Here is a 23,098-nt window from a genome sequence, read left to right as displayed (position 1 = left end):
CGAGCGAGAGGCAGATGGCCGGATCAAACGGACCCCAGACAGAAACGGCGCCGCGCCGCAAAAACATGCGCCGCGAGGACCGTGAAAAATTGATTGTCACGGAAGCCGTCCGGTTCTTCGCGGAATGCGGCTTTGAAGGGCAAACGCGCGAGCTTGCAAAACGCATGGGCATCTCCCACGCCGTGATCTATCGACATTTCGACAGCAAGGACGCCCTGATCGAACGGGTCTATGACCATGTCTATGTGAAACGCTGGAACCCGGAGTGGGAGCCTTTGGTCCTGGACCGCAGCCGCAGCTTGAAGGCGCGACTGACGCAGTTTTATATTGAATATGCCGGGCGCGTTTTCGACTATGACTGGGTCAGAATCTTTGTGTCCTCTGGGTTGAAATCCTACGGTCTGACAGCGCGCTACCTCGACCTCATCCGCACCAAGATCATTCAACCCGCAGCCTTGGAACTGCGCCACGAAATGGACCCGGGCGCGGCGTCTTCCCCGCTAACCGAGGAAGAGGTCGAGCTGTTCTGGGGGCTGCACGGGGCGGTCTTTTACATCGCGATCCGCAAATACGTTTACGGCGAGCGCATTGAAATTGACATCGAAACAGCGGTCCGCAACACCGTGACTACCTTTTTCGATGGCCTCACGACCGCTGTCCCGAACGGGTGATCCGAGGGCCCGGAGACTCCGTCAAACTGGACTTTTCTACAGTGCCCAACGGTCTGTAGAGAGGCCCTACAAGCGGCCGTCTCCGGTGCGGCCCAGGCGAGGTCACCCAGGGTTGAACAATCTCTCGGGCAGGCCGTAGCTGTCGATCCAATTGTACCAATGCACGTCCGTTGGCCCGATGACATAATCGACGACCTGCCAGCCGCTGCCCTGCCGGTGCATCAGCACCATCACAAGGTCGCTCATCGCGTCATTGGCCCAATCGTTGGCAAAGCGCGTGGAATACCAGTTCAGCTTTCTTCCGTTGGGTTGCAGCGGTTCCGCCATCAGAAAACACCACTCGCCATCCGTGCGCAGCGTTTTGACAAGGAAGATTACCCTCTGCCCCAACTCTTGCAGCATCGGCACCCGCGCGGCATCCATAATGGCGCTGCGCTCAGCGGTGTTGCGCGCCGGGGTGTAATAGCTGCGCGCACTCGGGGTGACCCTGACCTGCGGCGTGGGTTGTGGCCCCGGTTGCGGGGTCGGCGGGACGGCCACCGCTGTCAACCGCGTCAGGTTGAGCCTTGCAAGCACCGCAAATGTGCCGTTGGGCCAGCGGTCAAGATAGGCCTGAAACATCGCCGGATCAGAGGAGGACTGAATCGATTGCCAGAAGATCAGCTCGACCTGCGGATCAGTCGACGGCGCCGGAGCGGTCAAATCTGCGATGCGCTGGCGGGCCTCGGCGGCATAGGCACCGTTTGGAAACTGCTGAAGATAGGCCTCAAAGCCATCCGCCCGTGTCATCCCTTTGACGCTGTTCCAGAAGGCTTGTTCCATATCGGACACCGCAGCCGACGCCGTTGGCGGCGCCGCCTCCGCCGCAGGCGCGCTTAACGAGGCGATCATGGCCTGCACGACCTCCCCGTATTTGCCATCCTGATTGGCGGGGTAGCGCACCAGAAGACTGTGCACGACGTTGCCGCCATCAAGGATGCTCCTTTGCTGGATAAGCTTCGCACCCTCCAACAGTTTGATCGTGAAGCCGCTTGCATCCGCCTGCTGCGAAATGACAGTGCCGCTTGTATGGCTGGAGCGGACCTCCTCCATCATCTGCTGTGGTGTCTGTTCCAGCGCGTTGTGTGCGCCCCAAACCAACACCTCGGCCTGCCTATCGGGGCTGACAAAGCTGCGCCCATCGCCATTTTCGGGGGCGGCGCCTGCGGGTTGAAAATGCGAGGTCGGATAGTCGAGCGAGGTGCCAAAACGGCTGTTGGTATATGTCGTCCAGCCTGAGGCCGTCTCGGGCGTGGGGGCTGGTGTTGTTGCGGGGGTTGGCGTTGCCGCCCCCTCAACAGGGCAATCAATGGCATCAGCAGGCAGCGTGAGGCTCATCGTCGCCATCAGGCTGTCATAGCCCGTGCTTTCAAGCCAGCTTTTGGCAGCATACTGCTGGATGACGATCAGGTCGCCATTGGCCAGACATTTGTCAAGTTTGTAAACCTTGCGCAGCGCTTTGACAAAACTGTAGCCAACCTGCATGTACGGCTCATTCGTCATCCCTGTCTTGAGCGTTGCCGGCTGCCCGAAGATCTCGCCGCGTGAAATTTCCGGCGCGCCGTCATACTCGCTATCCGAACTCCAGTTCTCGCGCGCGCGATATCCGACATTGACCCCAAGCGAGGCGCTGTAGGTCGGTGTGCTTAGAAAGTTGATCGCATCCGAGCTGTTGAATTGGCGCTTCCAGCCTTTTGGCAGGGGAAGCGAATAGTTGACCAGCCCATCGACCCCTGTTTGCGCTTCTGGCTCTGGGGCTGCCTCCAAGCCAACAGTGCCCGCGAATCGCTCTAGGAGCGGGGCGACCTCTGCCTCTGGTTTATTCATCGAAACTATACCAAGGGCGTCGGTACCGCCGCGTTCGTTGAAATCTTCCTTGTAGAAAAGCTCGGCATAAACAAAGAAGTCGTCCTTTCGCAGCACGAATTTCTTGCGCAAAATGCGGCGCCCATCGACTGCAACGATCGGATCAGGATAACTGAACGCCTGCTCGGCACCGGTCAAGTCAATGCCGATCCCCTTTGCGACTTCTTCGGGTAGGCTTTTGGTGTCGTCTTCAAAATCATCAACTTGGCCGGGCGTAAAGTAGGTAACATTTACCCCCAGAAACCGTTTTTCCGCCATGTTGATGTCGCCGAAGATCAATTCGTCATCGTCATCGGGTTTGCTCATCCTCTTCCAGTGAACAGGAACAGCAAAAGTCATGCCCAGAAAACTGTGCTTGTCCCAGCCCTCAGGAATGACGGCCACCGTGGCGACGGGCGCTGCGGGCTCGGGCTCGGGCTGGACCGCCGGCTCAGAAGCGGCCTGTGGCGCGACTGTTTCGGCTTCGGGGTCACCGAAATCATCGGCGATCTCGCCAAGTGGAAGCTCGTCAACGGAGGGGGCAAAATCGTCCATTCCCGCGGCCAGTTCGTCAATACGCGACTGCATGTCTTGGCTGTGACCACTGACAGCCTGAGCGATCCAGAAAACCGTCAAAATCGGAAGCATAAAGGGTTTCATCAGTTGTTTCCTTGCGTTTTTGACATGCCCTGAATCAAAACGTTGCGTAGGTCTTTGCCGACATCGCCATCAAGTGGGATGTATTTCATCTGCTCGCCCACTGTCGCATAGACGCCTTTAGGTTCTATCGTTATTTTCGAGGTGCAGAGGGTTTCGATGCGTGTGCCCTTGGCGTCTTCACTGTCTATGCGACGCTCAACCGTGCAATCTGCCTTCGCCAAGCTACCGCCCACCAACAGACCGCCTTCGCAGGCCGTTATCCTTTGGATGTCTTCATATCGCGGCGCCGTGAAATAGAAGCCTGATCCGCCATATCCCACTGCGCCAGGGGAGGCTGCCACCCAGTCGTCCCCGTTGAAATCGCCCATGACCAAGCTGATCGAGAAATTCGGTGGCTCACCGATAGGATAGCTCGCAATATCCAGATCCCCTGTGACAGCGGCTCGGGTCTCTGTACGCACCGTGCGTTCACCATTCAGCAAGATCGTCGTGACGGTGCAGCTTTGCGCGCTTTCCTTGCGGTCATAAACGGTAATCATCGGCGTGACGGGCTCACCAAACGAAATTACAGCAATGTCGTTGATTGGCACCAGCGGGCGGGTCTGCGTGCCTTCCGGCAGCTCGAGCGAGATCTCGGTTGGCCAGCCGGCCTTGAGCATCGCCAGTTTGGTGATCTGCAAGGTGCGCGGTTTGTTGGGCTGCAGGCTTCCCGTCCATTCGCCGCCATTGGGTTTCTTCAAAACGATCTTTGCAGGCGCGACAAGATCGAACGCGCCGACATCGATGCGGATCACGTCGTTCAGCTCCAATCGGGTTTTGTCGTTCAGGTCTCTGACAACACCTTCAAGCGAACGATACCATTGCCGCCGCGCAATCTCGGGAAACACCTTTTTCACAAGGACGGCCATCAGCTTGGCGCGATGCTCAGCTTCCAGGTTTTCCTTGATTTCGACGGTCAGGCTGGCACCACGACCAAAGCCCCACGATCCACTGTCGATGTTGCGGCTTTCGACTTGAAAGTCGTCACTGTCCCAAAACCGACCAACATAACGCTGGACTTCTGTCTGAACCAAGGCCTCAAACCCCGCCGAGCTGTGCGCTTTCTGGCGGTAATAATCGAGCAGGAACTTCCACTCGTTGATCGTGCGCCCGCCTTCTGTCTGCCCTTTGACGCGTTCCAGTTTCTTCTCTTTGGATTCGGTCCAAAGCGGTTGCACGCCGTATTCTCCGGCCTCGGCATTGGCCTCACGCTCGCGGTAATACTTGGTATAGACCTGCCGCCAAGCGTCGGTGCGGGCCAGCCATGCGCCTTTACCAAACTCCTGCAACGCCACGTCGATCACGAAGGTCGCCACATTGCCGACTTGCAACGCCGAGCTGCCCCATGTGCCGATGGCATAGCCCAAAATACCTTTGTAAGCGTTCCGGCCCGCCGACTGAATGTCGCCTGAACACAGATCAATGTTCACCTGCCAAACCGTCATGAACAAGCCCAAGTTTGTCATCGCGCTGTTGACGTTCTTCAAGCCGCCCATTTCCAGAACATTTTCCGCGACAGTGCCGACGGCGCCGCCCGTGCCAAAGCCAAGGTTGAACGTGTCCCAGCCTTCGGTGGCGGCGGCCTTTTCCATCGCCTCACGGTTGGACACGATCTGCGAATTCGTCATCTGGCTCAGGCCACGCTCCGACACAAAACTGCGCATCGTGGCGAGCCGGTCTTTGACCTCTGGATTGATCGTGAACTCGACGACCTTCTCTCGGATCGTGCCTTCGTTTTCCACGCGCATCAGAATTTTCTGGAACTTCTCATCGGCGACCACCGGAGCAGCCAGCCCCACTATCGCCAGCGTGATTGCGATCCGGAATGCGCACCTTTGCAAGACTGCCATTCGCCCCTCCCCTGCCGCGCCGGTCCCGGCACACTAAACGAATCGTATTCTCAGCCGTGAAGGGCTGCTTTGACAACGATCAACCTATACGGAGATGGGACATCCGAAGCGCGCAATCGTGGCTCGGCCAGTTGAACACGCCCAACAGCCCCCCACGCAGGGACTGAGTTTTGCTCACCCGGCAGATGAAAACGTCGATGCAAGGGCCGTTTCAAGCCACTCGCCCAGATCGGCAATCAGATCCTCGGACCAGTCTGGCCCAACGATTTGAATCGAAAGTGGCCCCTCTGGCGTCTGCGCCACGGGCAGGGAAAGCGCGGGAAAGCCCAGAACGCTGATCGGGCGGGTATAGTGGGCCAGTTGACCGATCATGGCCGCAGCGCCCGGGGCCCCGCCCAGGTTCATGTCCGCCTCCGTCGGGGGCACATCGAACAGCGTCGGAATGATGAAAAGATCGGCTGTACCGAAAACCTTTTCAAACATGTCCTTGCGCGCCAACCGCTGGATCTGGCGGGCCCTAACATAGGCAAACCCCGGTATCGCCACGGCCTGCGCCAAGCGTGTGCGCAGCTGGTCCCCATAGGTTTCGGGGGCCGCGGCAAGACGATCCGCGTGCACCGCAGCCGCTTCGCTCATCGCGATGGCATTTGCCGCCTCGCCAAGGGTCGCGAGAAGATCAAGGTCAAGATCGCATGTGGCGTGCCCCCCGGCCTGCAAAAGGCTGCGCACAGCTTCAATCGCTGCGGTCATGCGGGCGCTGGCCGGCGCGAGAAGCTCGCCCGACGCAAAACCAACACGCAATCCGGCGGGCAAAGGTTTGGCGCGTTGGCGCATGGGTGCGACGTCCCGACAGGCCGGATCGATCTGGTCCGGTCCCGCGATGATCGACAGCACCAACCGTGCTTCGGCCACGGTGGCGGCGAGCGGCCCGATGGTGTCTTGAGAAAACGACAGCGGCATGACCCCGGTCACGGGCGCCCGGCCTTGGGTCGGCTTGAAGCCGACAACGCCGTTGCAAGCTGCGGGCAGGCGGATCGACCCGCCGGTGTCCGATCCAAGCGCTGCCCGGACCAAGCCTGCGCCCACGGCAGCACCGGCCCCGGACGAAGACCCACCGGAAATCGCGCCGGGCTTGATCGTATTGCGCGGGATTCCCCAATGATGATTGTGCCCGGTCGCCCCCAACGCGAACTCGGACATCCGCAGCCTGCCGATATCCACCTGCCCCGCCGCATCCAATCGGGCGAGCACCGTACAGGTGGCCGTCGCCAGCTTGCCGCACCCGGCTTTGGCGCCAAACCCCGTCACCTGCCCGACCCGGTCATACATATCTTTATGCGCAAGCGGCACACCGTGGAGCGGCCCGGCAGATTGACCCTTTGCCGCAAGCGCGTCCAAAGCACGGGCCTGGGCACGGGCATCCTCGGCCTCGACTTTGGAAAAGATCGTCGGCTCAGCGGCGGCTGCGGCAAGGTAGGGGGCAAGCTGTTCTTCGGCGTCGGCGGCTTGGACGCGGGCGGCTGCGATTTGATCTATGGAGGCGCTCATATCCGGTCCTCGCTTGGATCGACCGCCACAAGATCGGGAATCTCCACATCTTGGCGCAATAAAGGGTGCTCCATGATTCCCTTCATGGTCCGCGCGGCCTGATCCGGCAAAATCGCCTCCTCGGTTGGCGTCAAAGCGCGCCCGGCCAGAATATCCGTGAGTTTTTCCATGCCTCATTATCCTTTTGGTTGTATGTCTGCGCGCGCGGATGGGTGACACACCCGAATTGCTGTGCAATTATCGCGGTAAGTTCGAACTTAATAAGGATGCACTTTGATGGATGGTCAAGCAGTCGAAATGAAGCTGACATTCGAAAAAGGCACACCGCGTTACCTTCAAGTTGCTCGGCACCTTCAGAAATTGATCGATGACAACACCTATGGTGTGGGGACATTGCTGCCGCCCGAAGCGGAGCTTGCCGAAATATTGGGCGTTTCCCGCCACACTGTGCGTCAAGCGATCGCTCAACTCCGAGAGCGGGGTATGCTGTCGGCGCGCAAGGGGGTCGGCACCCGGGTCGAAGCGGTCGAAGACGATTGGCGATCGCGCTTTACAGCAGACTCAAGGGGCGGACTGTTCGACTTTGCCCGCGCGACGGAGTGGCACTTCAAGACCCGCAAAATGGTCGAGGTGCGCGGCCAAACGGCAACGGAAATGGGCGTGCGGCCAGGGCGGAAATTCTTCTACCTGTCCGGCCCTCGTTACTATGCCGGAGAGGATAACCCATTCTGCGTAAACGAAGTTTACCTTGACCCGCGCCTAAAAAGTGTCGTCAGCGACATCGATGTTCTGCGCGTTGCCTTGTTCAGCCTGGTCGAAGAGAAGTCGGGCGAACGGGTCAAGGAAATCCATCAGGATGTACGTGCGATCCATCTGCCGGAAGAGATCGCACATGATTTGGGCCGCAAGCCCGGCGATCTTGGGCTAACGATGACCCGGCGTTATATGGGGTCGGGCGCGCGGTTGCTGGAGTACGCCGTGCAATACTATCGCGGTGACAACTTTACGTATCACACGACGCTGTCGTCCACCTGATTTCGATCAACACTTCACCTCATTAACGGGCTGGGTGCAAATTATCTGCTCCCCCGCCCCATCCTCAGCCACCCCTGAATTTCTTTGGACATCCCGCCGAATTTTTCTCCTACGTGCCCTCTCATTGTGCCCGTTAAAGTCCGAACAAATGGAAGACTCTACGGGAAACCTAGCAGATGGACATGGGCGTATCTATTCCGATTGGGAACAACGGTTGGCTGATTTCAAAGGCAAGCATTTCACGATGGATGACTGCGTGATGAAACCGCAGCCGGAAAGCAAAATTGAACTGCTTGCGGCCGGTCAATCCGAACGCGGTTTGCAATTCTCTGCCGAATACACCGATTATTCCTTTGTCATGGGGCAAGGCATCAACACGCCGACCAAGTTTACCCTCGTATGTGAAGCCCTGCTCTCGACGGCGGAAAAGTCCGGTCGCGATGTCGGTGCCTATGTGCTGTTCATGATCATTTCGGATGAGACGGACGAAGCCGCGCAAGCCAAATGGGAAACCTATCGCGAAGGCGCGGATCTGGAAGCGCTGTCCTATATGGGCGTCCAAGGGGCGCAGGATGATCAGGCGGATGACAATGCGACGGCCAAGGAGATCAACCTGCCGGAAGGTGCCGCGAACTTTAACATGGGCACATTGATCGGCTCTTACGCCACGATCGCCGCCATGCTGGACGAAGCGGCGGCAGTCCCCGGCGTCAAAGGCATCATGACGGTGTTCGACAATTTCCTTGTTGGCTTGGACAAATTTGGCACCGAAATCCAGCCCCCGATGACGTCGCGCGACGCCCTTCAGATAGCCGGCTCGCACAAGGGGCAAAGCCTGTCGCAGCCGCCTTGTGGCAAACAAGAAAGGCCCGCATCACGCGGGCCTTTCCTTTGCGATTGTCTGCAATCACTCTGACAGAAACTTGCCCCTGTGAAAGATCAGCGGCGCGCCACCGTCCGCGGCTTTGACACCTTTGACCAGACCGATCACGATCGAGATGTCGCCCTGCTCGACCACTTTGCTTACCTCGCAGTCGAACACCCCAAGGGCATCGTTCAACACGGGGGCACCGGTAGCGAACGTGCCCCATTTGTCCGGGTCAAACACCTTGTCGCCCTTGCCGCCAAACGCGTTTGCCATTTCTGCATAGCCTTCCGGCAGGAAGTTCACGGCGAAATGCCCCTTATCCAGAACCCCGGCCAGCGCCGAGGTTTTCTTGTCGATGGATACGAGCATTGTGGGCGGGTTGGCAGTTACATGGGCCGCCGACAGCCCGAGAAAGCCTTGCGGTCCCTCTGCGCTGTCGGTCGTCACCAGCGTGGCCCCGATCGGGCGTTCGCCAAGGGTGCGCCAGAAATCCCCGATTCCGATATCGTCGCCTGTTTTTTCCATGCTGCGTCCTTTCATAGTGTCATTTGTTCGGTGCCCGCCGCTCCGCTAGCAAATGCCAACGGGGTTTGCAGGGGGCAAGTAAAGCTTTGGGTTTCATGATCAGCCGACGTTTTGCTCTTCGCGTTTGCGCAGGTTCAGCCTTCTTGATCCAGAGAGCCACCAGCGACTTGTTCGCTCCGATCTCTTCCGCCGTTTCACGGATACCGGCCCCGTTATTGATCTTCTCGACGACCTGGGTCCTGAAAGCCTCCGGCCATTTGCGCCGGCCAGTCGACGAGACGGGGACAGTGAAGCCCCACACCTTCGTCTCTTCCGGCATCGTTCCATCCAACATCGCCACCTCCTTTCAGTAATGGCGACAGTATCTCAACCCCCCTATTTTATTGAAACATGGGGTCTTTGCACCGCTTACAGTTGTTCCGGCATGAAGACCCTATTGGGCCACGCCTCGGGAATATTTTCGAAAGTTCCAGATTTCGTATTTCCGCCCCCCATGGGGATGTTTAGTCTTTCAGACACATCAGCGGCCCCAGAAGGGCCCGACCCAGGAGGCGCAGATGCCGTCGGACAATACCGCAGAGAGTTCCTCTGATCAGACCCTGGGGCAGCTCGCCTATGACCGGATCCGCCTCGATATCCTCAAGGGGCAGTTCCGCCCCGGCAGCCCGCTGCGCCTTCAGGCGCTGAAGGACCGCTACGGTTTCAGCTTCTCGCCCCTGCGCGAGGCTCTGAACCGGTTGCAAAGCGAGCAACTGGTCGTCTCCTACGCCGCACGTGGTTTCCGCGTGACCAAGATTTCGACGACCGAGATGTGGGACGCCATCGAGACCCGCATCCTGATTGATTGCGAGGCATTCCGCCGCTCGATCCGCACCGGAGATGATGACTGGGAGGGACGGGTCATGGGCTCCCTCCACAAGCTCTCGGTCTGTTTTGAGCGCAACCTCAAGCTGGGCCACGCCGCGACAGAGGAGCAGACGACCCAGCTGGAAGACCGTCACCGCGCCTTTCACGGGGCGCTGATCAGCGCCAGCGGATCGAACTGGATGACGGTGTTCTCCACCCAGCTGTACAACCAGACGCAGCGCTATCGCTGGCCCTATTTCACCACCGAAGGCGGCAATATATTCCTCAAGCAGTCCTATCTCGCCGAACACAAGCAGATCGCCGCACTTGCCGTGGCCCGGCGCGAAGACGAGGCCGTGGCGATGATGGCCAAGGGCTTTCGCCGCACCGGTGAGATCATCGAGAGCCTGCTGAACGGTGAGGACGAAGTCGCGCGCGGCACCTGAGGACTACGCGCGACAGATCACAGCCTAGTCGATCAGCCCCGGCAGCCATGTCGCCAACCCTGGAAACATCGCCAGCAGCAGGATCAGCACCAGCGTGCAGGCCAGATACGGCAGGACCGAGCGTGCGATCTGCCCCAGTGTCGTGCCCTTGGGGGCCACCCCGGCCATGACAAACAACAGCAACCCGAAGGGCGGCGTGGCAAGGCTCATCTCCAGCGCCAACAGCATGGTCACGCCGAACCAGATCGGATCGATATCATACAGCGCGATCAGTGGCATGAAGACCGGCAGGGTCAGCATCATGATCGAGAGTTGATCCATGAACATGCCCAGCACCAGCAGCACCACAAGCATCGCCGCCAGCATCCCGAAATGGCCCAGATCGAACCCGGTGGCAAAGCTGATCAGCCCCGACGAGGCCCCGGAAAACGCCAGCAATTGCGAAAACGTGGTCGAGCCGATGATGATCATCAGCATCATCCCCGAGACCTTGAGCGTGCCCATCATCGACTTCATCAGCGCGGCCCGGCTCAGCTTGCCATAGATGGCCGCCAGAATGGCCACCGACAGCGCCCCGAAGGCCGCGGATTCCGTCGGTGTCGCCCAGCCCAGCAAGATCAACCCAATGACGCAAAAGACAACAAGGCTCATCGGCAGCACGTTGAGGGCGAGCGAACGCAGGATCTCGCCAAGCGAATGCGGCTCCACCGCGTATTGCGGCGCGGCGTCCGGGTCGAGCGCGATCTGCAGCCGGATCATGGCGACGAACATCGCCATCAGCACCAGCCCCGGGATCAGCCCGGCAATCAGCAGCGCGCCAACGTCGATGCGCGCCAGCGAGCCAAGCAGAACCGCCAGCGACGAGGGCGGGATGATCATCGCCACGCCCCCGGTCGCGATGATAGGCCCCATGATCAGATGCGGCTTGTAGCCCCGGCGCAGCATGTCCGGCATCAGGGTCGACCCGAGCATTGCGGTATTCGCCATTGAGGAGCCCGAAAGCGTTGCAAACAGCGTGCCGCCCGCCACGGTCAGATAGCTAAGCCGCCCCTTGATCCGCCCGAAGCACATGTCCAGCGCATCAAACAGCTTGACTGCCAGCCCGGTGTGAAACAGCAGCTCGCCCATGATGGTGAACAGGGGCACCGGCACCAGCGCGAAAGAGGTGATCGAGTCGGTCGAATTGGCGATCAACTGGTCGACGCCGTTCAGGCCTCCCATGAACAGCAGCACCCCCACCACGTTGATCGCCAGAAAGGCGATGGCGACCGGCATAGCAAGGAACATCAGCGCCAGCAGTCCGCCCAGCAACAGGGCCGTGGCCATATACCATTCCATCAGGACGCCCCCGCAGTACCGGCATAGACCTCGCGCCGGAGCAGCAAGCGCAGGAATTCCATCGCCATCAGCCCCAGCCCGACCGCGAGCATCGCGTAAAGTACCCAAGCGGGCAAAGTGATGGAGCGCATGTCCATCGTGCCATTTGCCGCCTTTTCCAGCCCGATCACCGCAGCGCGCCAACTCAGCAGGGCCAGCACCGCAACCGCCAGCGCCTGCGTCACCATCCCGTTGGCAAAGCGCAGCCTGCTCGGCATCATGGAGACAAAAGCGGTGATCGCAACATGGCCGTTTTCGCGCACCAGCCAAGGGGCTGCGGCCATAGTCGAAAACAGCATCGCATATTCTGACAGCGCGCTGGAGGATTGAAGCGGATGATATCCGGTGTTTCTGAGGACCACATCGACGACGATCATCAATGTCGTCAGCAAAAGACTAAGCGCGCCTGATACGGCAAGGCCAAAGATGGCGCGGTCATATAGCCTGGCCAGCATGGGGAACGTCCTGTTTTTCATGGGGGCGGGGACAGGCCTTCGCGGCCTGCCCCACGGGTCGAAATCGGCGCTATGCGCGCGGTTTCACTCAGCGTCGCTGGGATAGAAGGCGGCCCGCAGTTCATCATAGTGCGTGCTGTCCGAGGCTTTCAGCCGCGCCCATGCGCTGCCGAAGGCCCCATCAAGATAATCGGTGGCCGTACTGCCTTCGAGCGTGATCACCTCGATACCGGCATCGCGCACCTTTTTGTCGGTCTCGGCGGTAAGCTCGGCCAGCCGCTGACGCGAGTCACGCTCATACTCCAGAGCGGCTTGATCGATCACCGCGCGGGCTTCGCCGGACAGGTCGGCATAGCTTTCGGGGTTGATCACGATGATCAGGTCCGAATTGAAAAAGCCCGGATCAATGCGATATTTCAGATACTTGTCCCAAGAAAAATCGGTCACCCCGGCAATCGGCCAACCGATACCATCAAAGGTGCCACGCTCAAGCCCGGTATAAACATCCGGCACCCCGACCGAGACCGGAACCGCGCCCATCCCTTCAAAGAACGACTGGTAGATCGGCTGCGACCGCAGGCGCATCCCATTCAGATCGACGCTGCCATCCTCCTTGATCTTGGGTTTGTCGACGGTCCAGACATAGAACTCCAGCCCCGCCTGCGCCATCGACAGCATCCGCACGCCCAACCGGTCCTGCAGGATCGTCTGCATCAGCTCAAAGCCGCCGTTCTCGCGCGCCTCTTCGGGGCTGACGGTGGCACCGACAAACGCATCAATTTCGGGGGCCGAGCCGAGGTGGTAGGTCGCAGGCCCGTATTGAATGTCGATGATCCCACGTTTCACGGCATCGATCTGTTGCGCCGACGGCATGACCTCGGGTCCACCCATCAACTGGATCTTGACGATCCCCTCGCCCTTTTCGTTCACGTCTGTGACAAATTCCAGGAAATCCTGGCTCAAGACCATCGGGAGAGGAAAGGCGCTTACGGCCTTCAGAACTTCTTCTGCGCGCAGGGACGTGCCCGACAGCATGACGCCCGCAGCAACCGCCGCCATCATGCTTGTCTTAAGGCGGGACCGTCGACGATGAGTGGTCTTCTCGATCATGTCATTCACTTTCCTGTTGGGGGGGGGGATCTGGCCTGTTGTCCGGCCTGTATTGACCCGCCCCTCAGAGGGGGCGAGCCTTTGCTATCATGTCACTCAGATGATTTTTCCCGGGCGGCCCGAAGTCAAACCAATTTGCATGATTTCTCATTAAATTTGCATGATTTCTCATTATTTTGAAAATCAGCCTGATTTGTGATCGGCGGAGAGGGGCAAAGCCCTCACGCCACCGGCGGGATCATCAGCCCTTCGGCAGCCAGTCGCCCGGCCAGCGCGCGCAACCGGTCTTCGCGGTAGGCAGCCACATCCATGCCCTCATAGTTAAGAAAACCTTGCCGGGTTTTCAGCCCGATGCGCCCCTGTTCCATGTTCGCGCGGATCACATCAGGCGCCGCATAGCGATCATTCTCCAGCGCCTTGGACAGGTATTCGCTGGCATAGTACAGGATGTCGCCACCACCCCAGTCGATGAACTCCAGCAGCCCCAGCACCGAGAACCGGAAGCTGAAGCCATAACGGATGGCCTTTTCCAGATCCTCGGCACTGGCAACGCCTTCCTCGACCATGCGCGCGGCTTCGTTCATCGCCACCTGTTGAATGCGCGGAATCATGTAACCGGGGCTGGCCGCACAGGTGACCGGCACCTTGCCGATCCCTTCCAGCAGCGCCGACAGCCGCGCCGTGACCGCAGGATCAGTCGACGCACCGGGCGAAAGCTCGACCAGCGGCACCAGAAACGCCGGGTTCAGCCAATGGGCGTTCAGAAACTGCGCCGGTCGCGCCAGGGCCCCCGACAGGTCATCGACCAGGATGGTCGAGGTGGTCGAGGCCAGTATCGCCTCGGGCCCCATCAAGGCCTCGGCCCGCGCCAGCGCCTCGCGCTTCAGCTCAGGCACCTCGGGAAAGCCTTCAAAGACCACCGCCGCCGTGGCCAGCGCCGCACCCGCCTCTGCCTCGACGACGATACTGACGCGCGCCGCAATCGAGCTCACCAGATCAGCATCGAACATGCCAAAGCGCGACATCATCTGCAGCGTGTCAGTGATCTCGGTGCGGGCATCTTTGGCCAGTGCGTCAAACGCCTCTGCTTCGCGCGGCTTGAAATCGATCAGGCTGACCGGATGGCCGGCGTAGGCAAAGACAATCGCAATGCCCCGCCCCATCCGGCCCGCGCCCAGACAGGCAATTGGCACGCTCATGCCGCAGGCCCTTGCGCGGCGGCCTTCAGCGCCTCCAGCGACAGCCCACCAAGGCCGACGGCGTCCAGCGCGCGCCCGTTTTCCATGAAATCGACGCCATTGATCGCACCGCTAATCGCGAGCAACCCAGCGGCGATCGGCACATCGACCCCGGCCACCTTGGCCATCGAACAGATCAGCGACAGTCCCAGCCGCGTGTCTTCCATCATGTAGCGATGCGCGTGCAGGTCGATCTTTTCGCGCCAGTCGCCACTGTCGGTCAGGTTGGCGCGGCTCTTGCGGTCATACATCCACATCTCGCCATCGTCGTGGTAGTGATCCGCCAGCGGGAAATGTGGCGCGCCATAGCCAAAGGCCTCGCGCACGGCGACCCGTTCGGCGTCCAGCTGATCCGTGACCGCGCGGACCGAGGCCTGCGTGCCCTCGTTGTGAATGTCCCATGCTTCGAAATGCTCTAGCGGGCCTGCGTTCATCACGATTAGCGGCGGATGGATGATCGGCCCGGCGTTCATCAGCGCAGCGGAAAGCACATCCTCGCAAGGCTCGATCACACCGGGAAAGGCCGCGTCGATGACCTTCAGCGCGGCATCCGTCAGCGCCACCGGATAGACGCCCGTCGGCAGGCGGACGGCACGGGTCGAGACGACGACCTCGGCAAAGCCATGTTTGCGCACCAACCAGGGCAAGGTGCCGGTCTCGGCGAAGGCGACGCCGCTCAGCGTGCCGGCATCGCGCGCGGCATTGGCCAAGATCATCGTCCCCAGCGTGCCCGGCGGCAGAAAGATCACCTGACCAGGTTTCAGATGCGGCGCCAGCACGGGCGCAAGGTCGTCATGCGCGGTCGCAGGGATCGGACAAAAGATCAACTCGGCCCCCTCGAGCGCCTTGGCGATATCATTTGTGACCAGCGCCATCTTGCCCTTACGGGTGCCCTGCGCATCGCGCAGGGTAATCGTGTCGTCGAACGTGCCATGCTCGGCCACATCCGACGCGCTGCGCCGCCACAGCCGCACCTCGTGTCCGGCAAGCGCGAAATCCCCCGCCGCTGCGATCGAGCCATTGCCGCCCCCAAGAATAGCGATCTTCATCTCTCACCTCATCCACTGTCGGTTTCAGGCCCTGCGCGCCGCGCGATCACCCCTGTGCCTCTCTGAGGAACAGCTTTGATGGCTTCGGGGGGCCGGTCAACAATATTTTATAAAATCATGATATTTTACAAAATACAGCGAACTCCCTGCTGCAGTAATCGACAACAGTGCGGTCTGGCGAAATGCCTGGCAGAGCGGACGCCTGCGCGTCAGAACGTCCAGCGGACCGCCAGTCGCTTGTAAAGCGAACGTTGAGAGAGGGCGCGCAGCGCATCTGCCATGATCAATTGCGCCGCACCAAGTTCAGCCGAACATCGCCTTGCGAAGCATATTCAGGGCCACGAGGATCAGAAATGCCCCAAACGCCCGCTTCAGCGGCGCCGGGTTCATCGCATGGGCCAATTTCACGCCCAAAGGCGTCGTCAGCAGCGTCATGGCGATCACCACCAGAAAGGCCGGAATATTCACCGCCCCCACGGTCAGCGGCGGGCGCGAACCCGGCTCGATGTTCAGGAACAAAAAGCCGACAGCCGAAGGCCCGGCAATCAAAATGCCGAATCCCGCCGCAGTCGCGACCGCCCGATGGATGGGTACATTGTGCAGATTCATCAACGGCACGCCGAAACTGCCGCCGCCAATGCCCATAAGGGCCGACAAGAAACCCACCACCGGCGAATAGAAATAGGTCTTGATGCCGCTCGGCATCTCTTCGGCAATGCGCCAACTGCTTTTGCCCAATGCCATATAGGCCCCGACGATCAATGCCAGCACGCCAAAGATCATTTGCAGAGTGACCGACCGCAGCGACGAGACCATCAGCACGCCTGCGATCGAGCCCAGAACAATACCCGGCCCCCAGCCTTTGAGAATCTTCCAGTCGACCGCCCCCTTGCGGTTGTGGCTGATCACCGAGCGCAAGGACGTCACGATGATCGTGGCCAGCGAGGTCGCCAGACAGACCTGCATCACCTGCGGCCCATCGTATCCCAGAATCTGGAAGGTAAAGAAGAAGGCCGGCACCAAAACGATACCGCCACCGACGCCCAACAATCCCGCGAGCACCCCCGCCCCGCCGCCAATAACGACAAGGAACAACAATAGCTCAAACGTCAGGGTCAGGTCGGGCATGGGATACTCCTGTATCTTCTAGAATTGCGGGCCGCTTCGGTCCGGTGAACGCCGGGCGAGAATGTCGGACAAAACGATGTAGGACGAGGCGACGTGGCTGCACATTTGCCGCCGCGTGGTATCGGCATCCTGCGACAGGATCGCCTGAGTGATGCCGCGATGTTCAACGCGCGAGGAGGCCAAGCGTCGACTGTCTTCACGAAAATTCGCAGCACGCCAAGCCAGCGTACGCAGATTCAACTCGTCCAGCGTGGAGGCCAAGATCGAATTTCGAGCGCCTGATTTGATGATTTCGTGAAAGCGGCTGTTTATTTCGCTGTAGGCCGCCGGGTCGTCACAGGCGTCGCCCTCGTCCAGAACCGTCTCCAGCTTGCGCCGCTCGATCTCGCTCATTCTTTTCGCGGCGAGCGCGGCAAGTGTGCTCTCGATCTCGCCCGTCGCCTCAAACAGCTCGGCCAGATCTTCGGGCGCCATGCGCCGCACCACAAAGGCGCGCCGCGCCCCGCGCTCGGCAAGGCAGGCCTGCTCCAGCCGGTGCAACGCCTCTCTTACGGGTGTGCGCGACACCCCGAACTGCTCGGCGAGCGTCTGCTCTACCAATGGCTCACCCGGCACCATCTGTCCGGCCATGATCTCATCGATCAAGGTTTCGAAGATACTATCTGCTGCACGAATAGCCATTGCTCACCCAGTCGTCCCGTTTGGTGCACTTTTAGCTTTCTATTGTATACATGTCACTGCAACCTGAATTTACAAACTCATCGAATGAAGTGGAGGATTCGATGAAAAATGCCTCGAAACCGGTCGGGGCGCGCGAGTTGGGAAGAAACCCACCGCGTAGAAACTCGGATCGAACTGAATATTGGGAGGAGACAATGCCAACAGGGAAGACAAAAAATGACAAAAATCGACCACAAGAAAGCCCTCGCCGACCGCCTCTCAGCGCGCTTCGGACGTAGAGCCGTCCTAAAGGGACTCGGGGCCGGGATCGTAACGGCCGCAACCGGAAGCGTGCCCTCCCTTGCCCGCGCCCAACAAAGCGGACACATCAAGATCGCTTCGATCAAAGTGATCGACACGCTGGATCCTCACTTCACCGGGTTCCTCTCCTCGATCCAGATCATCAACAACATCCACAATGGCCTGCTCAAGATTGCCTATGATGGTGAGAACGTAACGTTCGAACCCGATCTGGCCGAAACATGGGATCTTGAGGATGACAAGACCCATGTCTTCAAGCTGCGCGATGGCGTGAAATTCCACGACGGCACCCCCTGCGACGCAGAAGCGGTCAAATTTTCGCTGCTGCGCGTCAAGGAAGGCAAGCCCAAGTCGCCCCATGCCTGGAAACTGGCACTTCTGGATCGCATCGAAGTCGTCAACCCGCTCACTGTCAGACTGATTTTCTCACAGCCCTACGCCTTCCTGCCGGTCGCGTTGAACGGCTCCACAGGGCGCGCGGGCACGATCGTCAGCCCCGCCGCCGTACAAAAATACGGCACCGATTACGGCCGCAACCCCGTGGGGACCGGGCCTTTCAAATTCGTGTCATGGAAAGAGAACGACTCCATCGAACTGGAGGCCAACCCCGACTATTTCGAACCGGGTCTGCCGAAACTCGAACGCGCAACTTTCGTTCTCATGAACGAAGCCTCGACCGCGCTCGCAGCGCTGATGTCGGGACAGATCGACGGCATGACGGACTGCCCGATGCAGTTGGTCAATCAGATCGAAGCTTTCCCGAACGCAACTCTCTATGGCGAAATCGAGGGCAACTACACCTTTGTCGGCATGAACTGCAAACGCAGTCCCTTCGATGACATCAATCTGCGTCGCGCCGTGGCTTGGGCGCTTGATCGCGATACGATCGTGAAACAGGCCTATTTTGGACGCGCACAACTGGCGTACACTCCGATTTCGCCCCCCATGACCGATTTCTTCGATCCCAACATCGCGACCAGCGGGCGCGGCCAATGGTATGATCTCGACAAGGCCAAGGCGTTCCGCGCCAAAGCCGCGAACCAAGGTGAAATCGAAGCCGTCTACATGATGGCCGAGCGTGGCCCCGTCGGCACTCGTATCGCCCAGACCGTCGCGCCGATGTTGGCCAAAATCGGCATCAAGGCAAAGCTGGAGCTGGTCGAACCCGCAACATGGGTCAAGCGCCGCAACGGGTCTGACTTTGATTTCTATGATTTCGAATGGGTGGCTGACCTTGACCCTGACGAGACCCTGTACCCCGAGTTCAAGTCAGACGGTGCATGGAACTTTGGCGGCTGGGTCAACACCGATTTCGACGATCTTTGTGCCCAGGCGCAGGTCGAGCTTGATCCGGCGGCCCGTCGCGCGCTTTACTACAAAGCCGAAGACCTGCTGATGGATGAAGCCGGCATTGCGGTCATGGCCCATATGCCGATCTACAAGGTGTTCTCAAACAAGGTTAAGGGCTTCAAATACATCCCTGCCGACCTCGTCAACCTGCACAGCGTGAGCCTCGACTAATGCTCTTACAGGCACTGGGAAAGATCGCGCAGACGCTCGTTGTCTTGTTTTTCGTCTCGGTGGCCAGCTTCGGACTTTTGAAGCTGGCGCCCGGCGATCCGATTCAAATCATGCTCGGGTCGGAATATTCGCAGGAGAGCTACGACTCGCTCAAAACCGAACTCGGACTCGATCAACCCTTCCTCGTACAATACGCGGATTGGGCTGTACGGTTCGTACAAGGCGATTGGGGGACATCCTATGTCGCACGCGCGGAGATCTTTACCTATGCCTTCAAGGAGGCGCTGCCCGTCACCTTGACGCTCGCCTCCTTTTCCCTTGCCTTCGCAATCTTGATCGGCGTGCCCCTTGGCGTGCTGTCCGCGGTCAAGAAAGACACTATTTTTGACGCCGGGTCTGCGGTGCTTGCCCTGACGGGCACCGCCTTTCCGTCCTTCCTGCTGGGGATCCTGCTGATTTGGTTCTTCGCGGTGAAACTCCAGCTTTTTCCGGTCATGGGCTACGTCTCCCCTTGGGAGAATTTCTGGCTGGGCATCTATCACATGATCTTGCCCGGATTGACGCTTTCCACCTATTTCATTGCCATGATCACCCGCCTGACCCGCGCGACATTGATCGAGGTCATGGAACAACCCTATATCACGGCCGCGCGCGCCCGTGGTGAGCCAAGCTGGCGTGTTGTCTGGGTCCACGGCGTGCGCAATATCGCGATGCCGCTGGTCACCATCCTTGGCCTGCAACTGGGCGTTTTGCTTCAGGGCACAGTGCTTACCGAAACCGTCTTCAACCTGCCCGGCATCGGCCAAATGCTGACCTCGGCGGTGCTGGGGCGTGAATACCTGGTGGTGCAGGCGGGAGTCATGATGACGGCGGCGCTGTTTATCGGGGTGAACCTGCTGGTCGATCTGTCTTATCCCTTCCTCGATCCACGGCTGAGGGCCCGCAAATGAGCATTCAAACCCCCGAGGCCCCAACCACGCTGCCCCCGACAGCAGCGCCCGACACGGCAAACAGATCCCGCCGGTCGGTCTTTGTCCGTCGTCCGTTCTTTACGATCGCCCTGATTGTCGCCGTGGCCTATCTGGTGGCGGCGATCTTTGCGCCGCAGGTCGCGCCCTTTGATCCTGTGCAGCAGGATTTCAACGTCATGATGCAACCGCCTACGGTCGGGCATCTGTTCGGAACCGACAGCTATGGGCAGGACATTCTTTCGCGTGTGATCTATGGCGCGCGGTTTGCCTTGATCATCGGCATCTTCGCCGTGCTGATCGGGGCGGCGGGCGGTCTTGTGATCGGGCTTGCCGCCGGGTTGTCCGGGGGCGGATCGGAATGGGCCTTGATGCGCCTTATCGACGCGATCCTCGCGCTGCCTTCGCTTATCCTCGCCGTGGCATTCATCGCGATTCTCGGCCAAGGCGTCGACAAGGTGGTGATCGCCGTCGGGCTGTCGATGATCGGGCCCTTTGCACGGACCGTGCGCGGGGACGTCCTGCAGGTTCGCGTCCAGCTCTTCATCGAGGCGGCGCAACTCATGTCCATCCCCTACCTGCGCGTGGTTTGGCGCCACGTGTTGCCGAACGTCATTTTCCCGCTGGCCGTACAAGTGACAATCCGTATTTCCGAGGCGATCCTTGTCTCGTCGTCGCTCTCGTTTCTCGGGATCGGCGTGACCCCCCCGACCCCTGACTGGGGGCTGATGATTGCCGAAGGCCGCGACTTTGTCAGCTTCGCCCCCTGGATGTCGGCCATGCCCGGCTTTGCGCTGGCGCTTTTGCTGATCGCGCTCACCATCGTCGGCGATGGCATCCGGGAAGAGTTCGACCCCAAACTTCGGAAAGACCCATGACAGAACGCATGACAGACATGGCTCTGCCCCCCGTCCTCACCCTTCGGGATCTGACGGTTCATCGCGGTGCGGCCAAGATCCTCGACCGCGTGAACCTGTCGCTCGGGCAAGGAGAAACGCTGGCGCTGGTGGGCGAAAGCGGCGCAGGCAAGTCGACGATCGCCGTGGCAATCATGCGGCTGCTCGGCACTGCCAAGGTCGCGGGCACAATCGAGCTTGCCGGCGAAGGCGACCTGCTTGCCCTGACGGAGCGCCAGATGGTCAAGCTTCGCGGTCAGCGTCTTTCCATGATCTTTCAAGACGCCGGCGCGGCCCTGAACCCGTCGTATACCGTGGGGCGTCAACTCAGCACGACCCTGCGACGTACGCAGGGCTTATCCACGGCAGAGGCCCGCAAAAGGGCCATCGAGCTTTTCACCTCTGTTGGCATCAATGATCCCGAAGGGCGCATGTCAGCCTTTCCGCACCAGCTTTCGGGCGGAATGCAGCAACGCGTGATGGTCGCCATTGCCTTGGCGGGCAGCCCTGATCTTTTGCTCGCGGACGAGCCAACCTCGGCGCTAGACGTCACGATCCAGGCCCAGATCGTCCGCCTGATCCTGACCTTGACCCGTGAACGTGGCGCGAGCTGCATTTTCGTGCTGCATGATCTTGCGCTTGCCAGTCAGTCCTGTGACCGGATTGCAGTGCTTTACGCAGGTCAGGTTGTCGAAAGCGGCCCGGCACATGATGTGTTGGAGCACCATCGCCACCCCTACACCCAGCAGCTCAAGTCCTGCGTGCTCGAGATTGGCACAAAGACCCTGACCGCGCCCGAGGGCACAGTACCGTCCCATGCCCAGATGCCGCCCGGATGCCGATTTTCCACTCGCTGCCCACGCGCGTTGCCCCGCTGTGCGGGAGAGGCTCCGCCGCTTGTACCCTTGCGCGCGACTGCCGCCGGTCCGCTTGATCACCATATTGCCTGTTGGAATCCCGAATGACCCTGCCCCCCCATGCACCAGATGCACCGGTCCAACCGATCTTTGAGTTGATCGAGGTCGAACAGGTTTTCGAGGTTCCCAAGCCCGGACGCCCCCTGTTCAGTCGCGAGACCGTGGGCCTTCGGGCGTTGGACGGTGTTCGGCTCAGTATTCGCAAGGGCACCTCTCTGGCGATCGTCGGGGAAAGCGGTTCAGGCAAATCCACACTGCTGCGTGTGTTGCTTGGCCTCGACAAGCCGAGCGGCGGGCGCGCGCTTTATCGTGGCAAACCAATCGGCGAGGCCCGCGCCCGGGGCACCGGTTTTGCCCGCGACGTGGCGATGGTCTATCAGGACGCACGCGGATCGCTCGACCCGCGCATGACGATCGGGGCGATCATCGCAGAGCCCCTGCGCCACTTCAACATCGTCCCGCGCGAAGGCGAAGCCGCGCGGATCGCCCAATTGCTGGATCGCGTTGGCCTTCCCGCGGACGCGGCCGAGCGTTTCCCATCGGGCTTGTCGGGTGGCCAGGTGCGCCGCGTGGCAATTGCCCGCGCGCTGGCCTCGGAGCCTTCGGTCTTGGTCGCTGACGAGGCGGTCTCGGGCCTTGACGTCTCAACGCAGGCGCAACTCTTGACGCTGTTGCAATCGTTGCAGCGTGACATGGGGTTGACGCTGGCCTTCATCACGCATGACCTTGGCGTCGCAAGCTATCTTTGTGAGGAAATCGCCATCATGTATCTTGGCCGCATCGTCGAGACCGGACCCACGGACGCCGTGCTCAAGGCGCCTGTGCATCCCTATTCTGCGGCCCTGCGCGCCGCCGCGCCACAGTTTTTCGAACCGTTATCCGAGCCGCTGCCGGGCGAGATACCAAGCCCGCTTGATCTGCCAAAAGGCTGTCGGTTTTCAACCCGCTGCCCGGTGGCACAATCAGATTGCCAATCAAAGGATCCGCAACTCGGCAAACTGGGTTCTGGGCGGGCCGTGGCTTGCATCCACCCGATTACGCAGGCCTGACCCATATTCCGCACAAGGCCCGATGGGCTCGACACCC

Annotated in this window: 22 protein-coding genes; 9 read left to right on the top strand and 13 right to left on the bottom strand. The window is 60.1% G+C overall.

Annotation, left to right across the window (positions count from 1 at the left end; translation table 11 throughout):
- Window positions 1-14: 14 nt before the first annotated feature.
- Window positions 15-671 (top strand): TetR/AcrR family transcriptional regulator, encoded by a 657-nt coding sequence (locus E1B25_RS11045; RefSeq protein ID WP_342635594.1) that lies wholly within the window; start codon window positions 15-17, stop codon window positions 669-671.
- 102 nt (window positions 672-773) lie between these two features.
- Here the strand turns inward: E1B25_RS11045 and E1B25_RS11040 are convergent, their stop codons facing one another.
- The 4 genes from E1B25_RS11040 to E1B25_RS22140 form a co-directional block, all read right to left on the bottom strand.
- On the bottom strand, window positions 774-3,215 hold the full coding sequence (locus E1B25_RS11040; RefSeq protein WP_165937604.1) for a hypothetical protein: 2,442 nt from the start codon (window positions 3,213-3,215) through the stop codon (window positions 774-776).
- Window positions 3,215-5,104: a hypothetical protein gene (locus E1B25_RS11035; RefSeq protein WP_132829243.1), complete on the bottom strand. Its 1,890-nt coding sequence runs from the start codon at window positions 5,102-5,104 to the stop codon at window positions 3,215-3,217. Before E1B25_RS11035 ends, E1B25_RS11040 begins: the two co-directional genes overlap by 1 nt.
- A 174-nt stretch (window positions 5,105-5,278) precedes the next feature.
- Window positions 5,279-6,652, bottom strand: a complete 1,374-nt coding sequence (locus E1B25_RS11030) for an amidase (protein ID WP_165937603.1) — start codon at window positions 6,650-6,652, stop codon at window positions 5,279-5,281.
- Complete coding sequence (locus E1B25_RS22140; RefSeq protein ID WP_165937602.1) at window positions 6,649-6,822, bottom strand: hypothetical protein; 174 nt, start codon at window positions 6,820-6,822, stop codon at window positions 6,649-6,651. Before E1B25_RS22140 ends, E1B25_RS11030 begins: the two co-directional genes overlap by 4 nt.
- A gap of 106 nt (window positions 6,823-6,928) precedes the next feature.
- Here E1B25_RS22140 and E1B25_RS11025 point away from each other — a divergent pair, with 106 nt between their 5' ends.
- Together E1B25_RS11025 and E1B25_RS11020 are read left to right on the top strand one after the other, a co-directional pair.
- A complete protein-coding gene (locus E1B25_RS11025; protein ID WP_132829239.1) occupies window positions 6,929-7,687 on the top strand; it encodes a GntR family transcriptional regulator in 759 nt (252 codons plus the stop codon).
- Between the two features lie 34 nt (window positions 7,688-7,721).
- The gene (locus tag E1B25_RS11020) at window positions 7,722-8,603 is read left to right on the top strand and encodes an LLM class flavin-dependent oxidoreductase (protein ID WP_206338537.1); all 882 of its coding nucleotides are present in this window, start codon (window positions 7,722-7,724) and stop codon (window positions 8,601-8,603) included.
- Here the strand turns inward: E1B25_RS11020 and E1B25_RS11015 are convergent.
- Both E1B25_RS11015 and E1B25_RS11010 read right to left on the bottom strand, forming a co-directional pair.
- The gene (locus E1B25_RS11015; protein WP_132829237.1) at window positions 8,595-9,080 is read right to left on the bottom strand and encodes a flavin reductase family protein; all 486 of its coding nucleotides are present in this window, start codon (window positions 9,078-9,080) and stop codon (window positions 8,595-8,597) included. The two genes, E1B25_RS11020 and E1B25_RS11015, sit on opposite strands and share 9 nt — an antisense overlap.
- A 19-nt stretch (window positions 9,081-9,099) precedes the next feature.
- Window positions 9,100-9,414 (bottom strand): transposase, encoded by a 315-nt coding sequence (locus E1B25_RS11010; RefSeq protein ID WP_132829236.1) that lies wholly within the window; start codon window positions 9,412-9,414, stop codon window positions 9,100-9,102.
- 223 nt (window positions 9,415-9,637) lie between these two features.
- Between E1B25_RS11010 and E1B25_RS11005 the strand changes: the two genes are divergently transcribed.
- Entirely contained in the window at window positions 9,638-10,372 is a 735-nt protein-coding gene (locus E1B25_RS11005; protein ID WP_132829234.1) for a GntR family transcriptional regulator, read from the top strand.
- A gap of 24 nt (window positions 10,373-10,396) precedes the next feature.
- On the opposite strand, the gene E1B25_RS11000 is transcribed toward E1B25_RS11005, so the two are convergent.
- The 7 genes from E1B25_RS11000 to E1B25_RS10970 all read right to left on the bottom strand — a co-directional run bounded on the left by E1B25_RS11000 (window position 10,397) and on the right by E1B25_RS10970 (window position 17,410).
- A complete protein-coding gene (locus E1B25_RS11000) occupies window positions 10,397-11,710 on the bottom strand; it encodes a TRAP transporter large permease (RefSeq protein ID WP_132829232.1) in 1,314 nt (437 codons plus the stop codon).
- On the bottom strand, window positions 11,710-12,204 hold the full coding sequence (locus E1B25_RS10995; protein ID WP_132829231.1) for a TRAP transporter small permease: 495 nt from the start codon (window positions 12,202-12,204) through the stop codon (window positions 11,710-11,712). The genes E1B25_RS11000 and E1B25_RS10995 overlap by 1 nt, the downstream gene beginning before the upstream one ends.
- 84 nt (window positions 12,205-12,288) lie before the next feature.
- The gene (dctP, locus tag E1B25_RS10990) at window positions 12,289-13,167 is read right to left on the bottom strand and encodes a TRAP transporter substrate-binding protein DctP (protein WP_206338535.1); all 879 of its coding nucleotides are present in this window, start codon (window positions 13,165-13,167) and stop codon (window positions 12,289-12,291) included.
- A 368-nt stretch (window positions 13,168-13,535) separates the two neighbouring features.
- On the bottom strand, window positions 13,536-14,513 hold the full coding sequence (locus E1B25_RS10985; RefSeq protein WP_132829229.1) for a 3-hydroxybutyryl-CoA dehydrogenase: 978 nt from the start codon (window positions 14,511-14,513) through the stop codon (window positions 13,536-13,538).
- Window positions 14,510-15,601 carry an NAD/NADP-dependent octopine/nopaline dehydrogenase family protein gene (locus E1B25_RS10980; protein ID WP_132829227.1) on the bottom strand — a complete coding sequence of 364 codons (1,092 nt, stop codon included), beginning with the start codon at window positions 15,599-15,601 and terminating at the stop codon, window positions 14,510-14,512. The genes E1B25_RS10985 and E1B25_RS10980 overlap by 4 nt, the downstream gene beginning before the upstream one ends.
- A 303-nt stretch (window positions 15,602-15,904) precedes the next feature.
- Window positions 15,905-16,729, bottom strand: coding sequence for a sulfite exporter TauE/SafE family protein (locus E1B25_RS10975; protein ID WP_132829226.1), 825 nt, complete (start codon window positions 16,727-16,729; stop codon window positions 15,905-15,907).
- An 18-nt stretch (window positions 16,730-16,747) separates the two neighbouring features.
- Window positions 16,748-17,410 carry a GntR family transcriptional regulator gene (locus E1B25_RS10970; RefSeq protein ID WP_132829224.1) on the bottom strand — a complete coding sequence of 221 codons (663 nt, stop codon included), beginning with the start codon at window positions 17,408-17,410 and terminating at the stop codon, window positions 16,748-16,750.
- Window positions 17,411-17,626: 216 nt separating this feature from the next.
- Here E1B25_RS10970 and E1B25_RS10965 point away from each other — a divergent pair, with 216 nt between their 5' ends.
- Genes E1B25_RS10965 through E1B25_RS10945 form a run of 5 tightly spaced genes read left to right on the top strand, consistent with a single transcriptional unit; the run spans window position 17,627 to window position 23,061 of the window.
- Window positions 17,627-19,231, top strand: coding sequence for an ABC transporter substrate-binding protein (locus E1B25_RS10965; RefSeq protein WP_132829222.1), 1,605 nt, complete (start codon window positions 17,627-17,629; stop codon window positions 19,229-19,231).
- A complete protein-coding gene (locus E1B25_RS10960; RefSeq protein WP_132829221.1) occupies window positions 19,231-20,181 on the top strand; it encodes an ABC transporter permease in 951 nt (316 codons plus the stop codon). Before E1B25_RS10965 ends, E1B25_RS10960 begins: the two co-directional genes overlap by 1 nt.
- Window positions 20,178-21,077 carry an ABC transporter permease gene (locus E1B25_RS10955; RefSeq protein ID WP_132829219.1) on the top strand — a complete coding sequence of 300 codons (900 nt, stop codon included), beginning with the start codon at window positions 20,178-20,180 and terminating at the stop codon, window positions 21,075-21,077. Before E1B25_RS10960 ends, E1B25_RS10955 begins: the two co-directional genes overlap by 4 nt.
- Window positions 21,074-22,060, top strand: coding sequence for an ABC transporter ATP-binding protein (locus tag E1B25_RS10950; protein WP_245510685.1), 987 nt, complete (start codon window positions 21,074-21,076; stop codon window positions 22,058-22,060). Before E1B25_RS10955 ends, E1B25_RS10950 begins: the two co-directional genes overlap by 4 nt.
- Window positions 22,057-23,061 carry an oligopeptide/dipeptide ABC transporter ATP-binding protein gene (locus E1B25_RS10945; RefSeq protein WP_132829218.1) on the top strand — a complete coding sequence of 335 codons (1,005 nt, stop codon included), beginning with the start codon at window positions 22,057-22,059 and terminating at the stop codon, window positions 23,059-23,061. Before E1B25_RS10950 ends, E1B25_RS10945 begins: the two co-directional genes overlap by 4 nt.
- Window positions 23,062-23,098 lie beyond the last annotated feature (37 nt).

Source organism: Antarcticimicrobium sediminis, assembly GCF_004348975.1.
Classification (GTDB): domain Bacteria; phylum Pseudomonadota; class Alphaproteobacteria; order Rhodobacterales; family Rhodobacteraceae; genus Antarcticimicrobium; species Antarcticimicrobium sediminis.
This window is presented reverse-complemented; position numbering and strand designations above follow the sequence as displayed.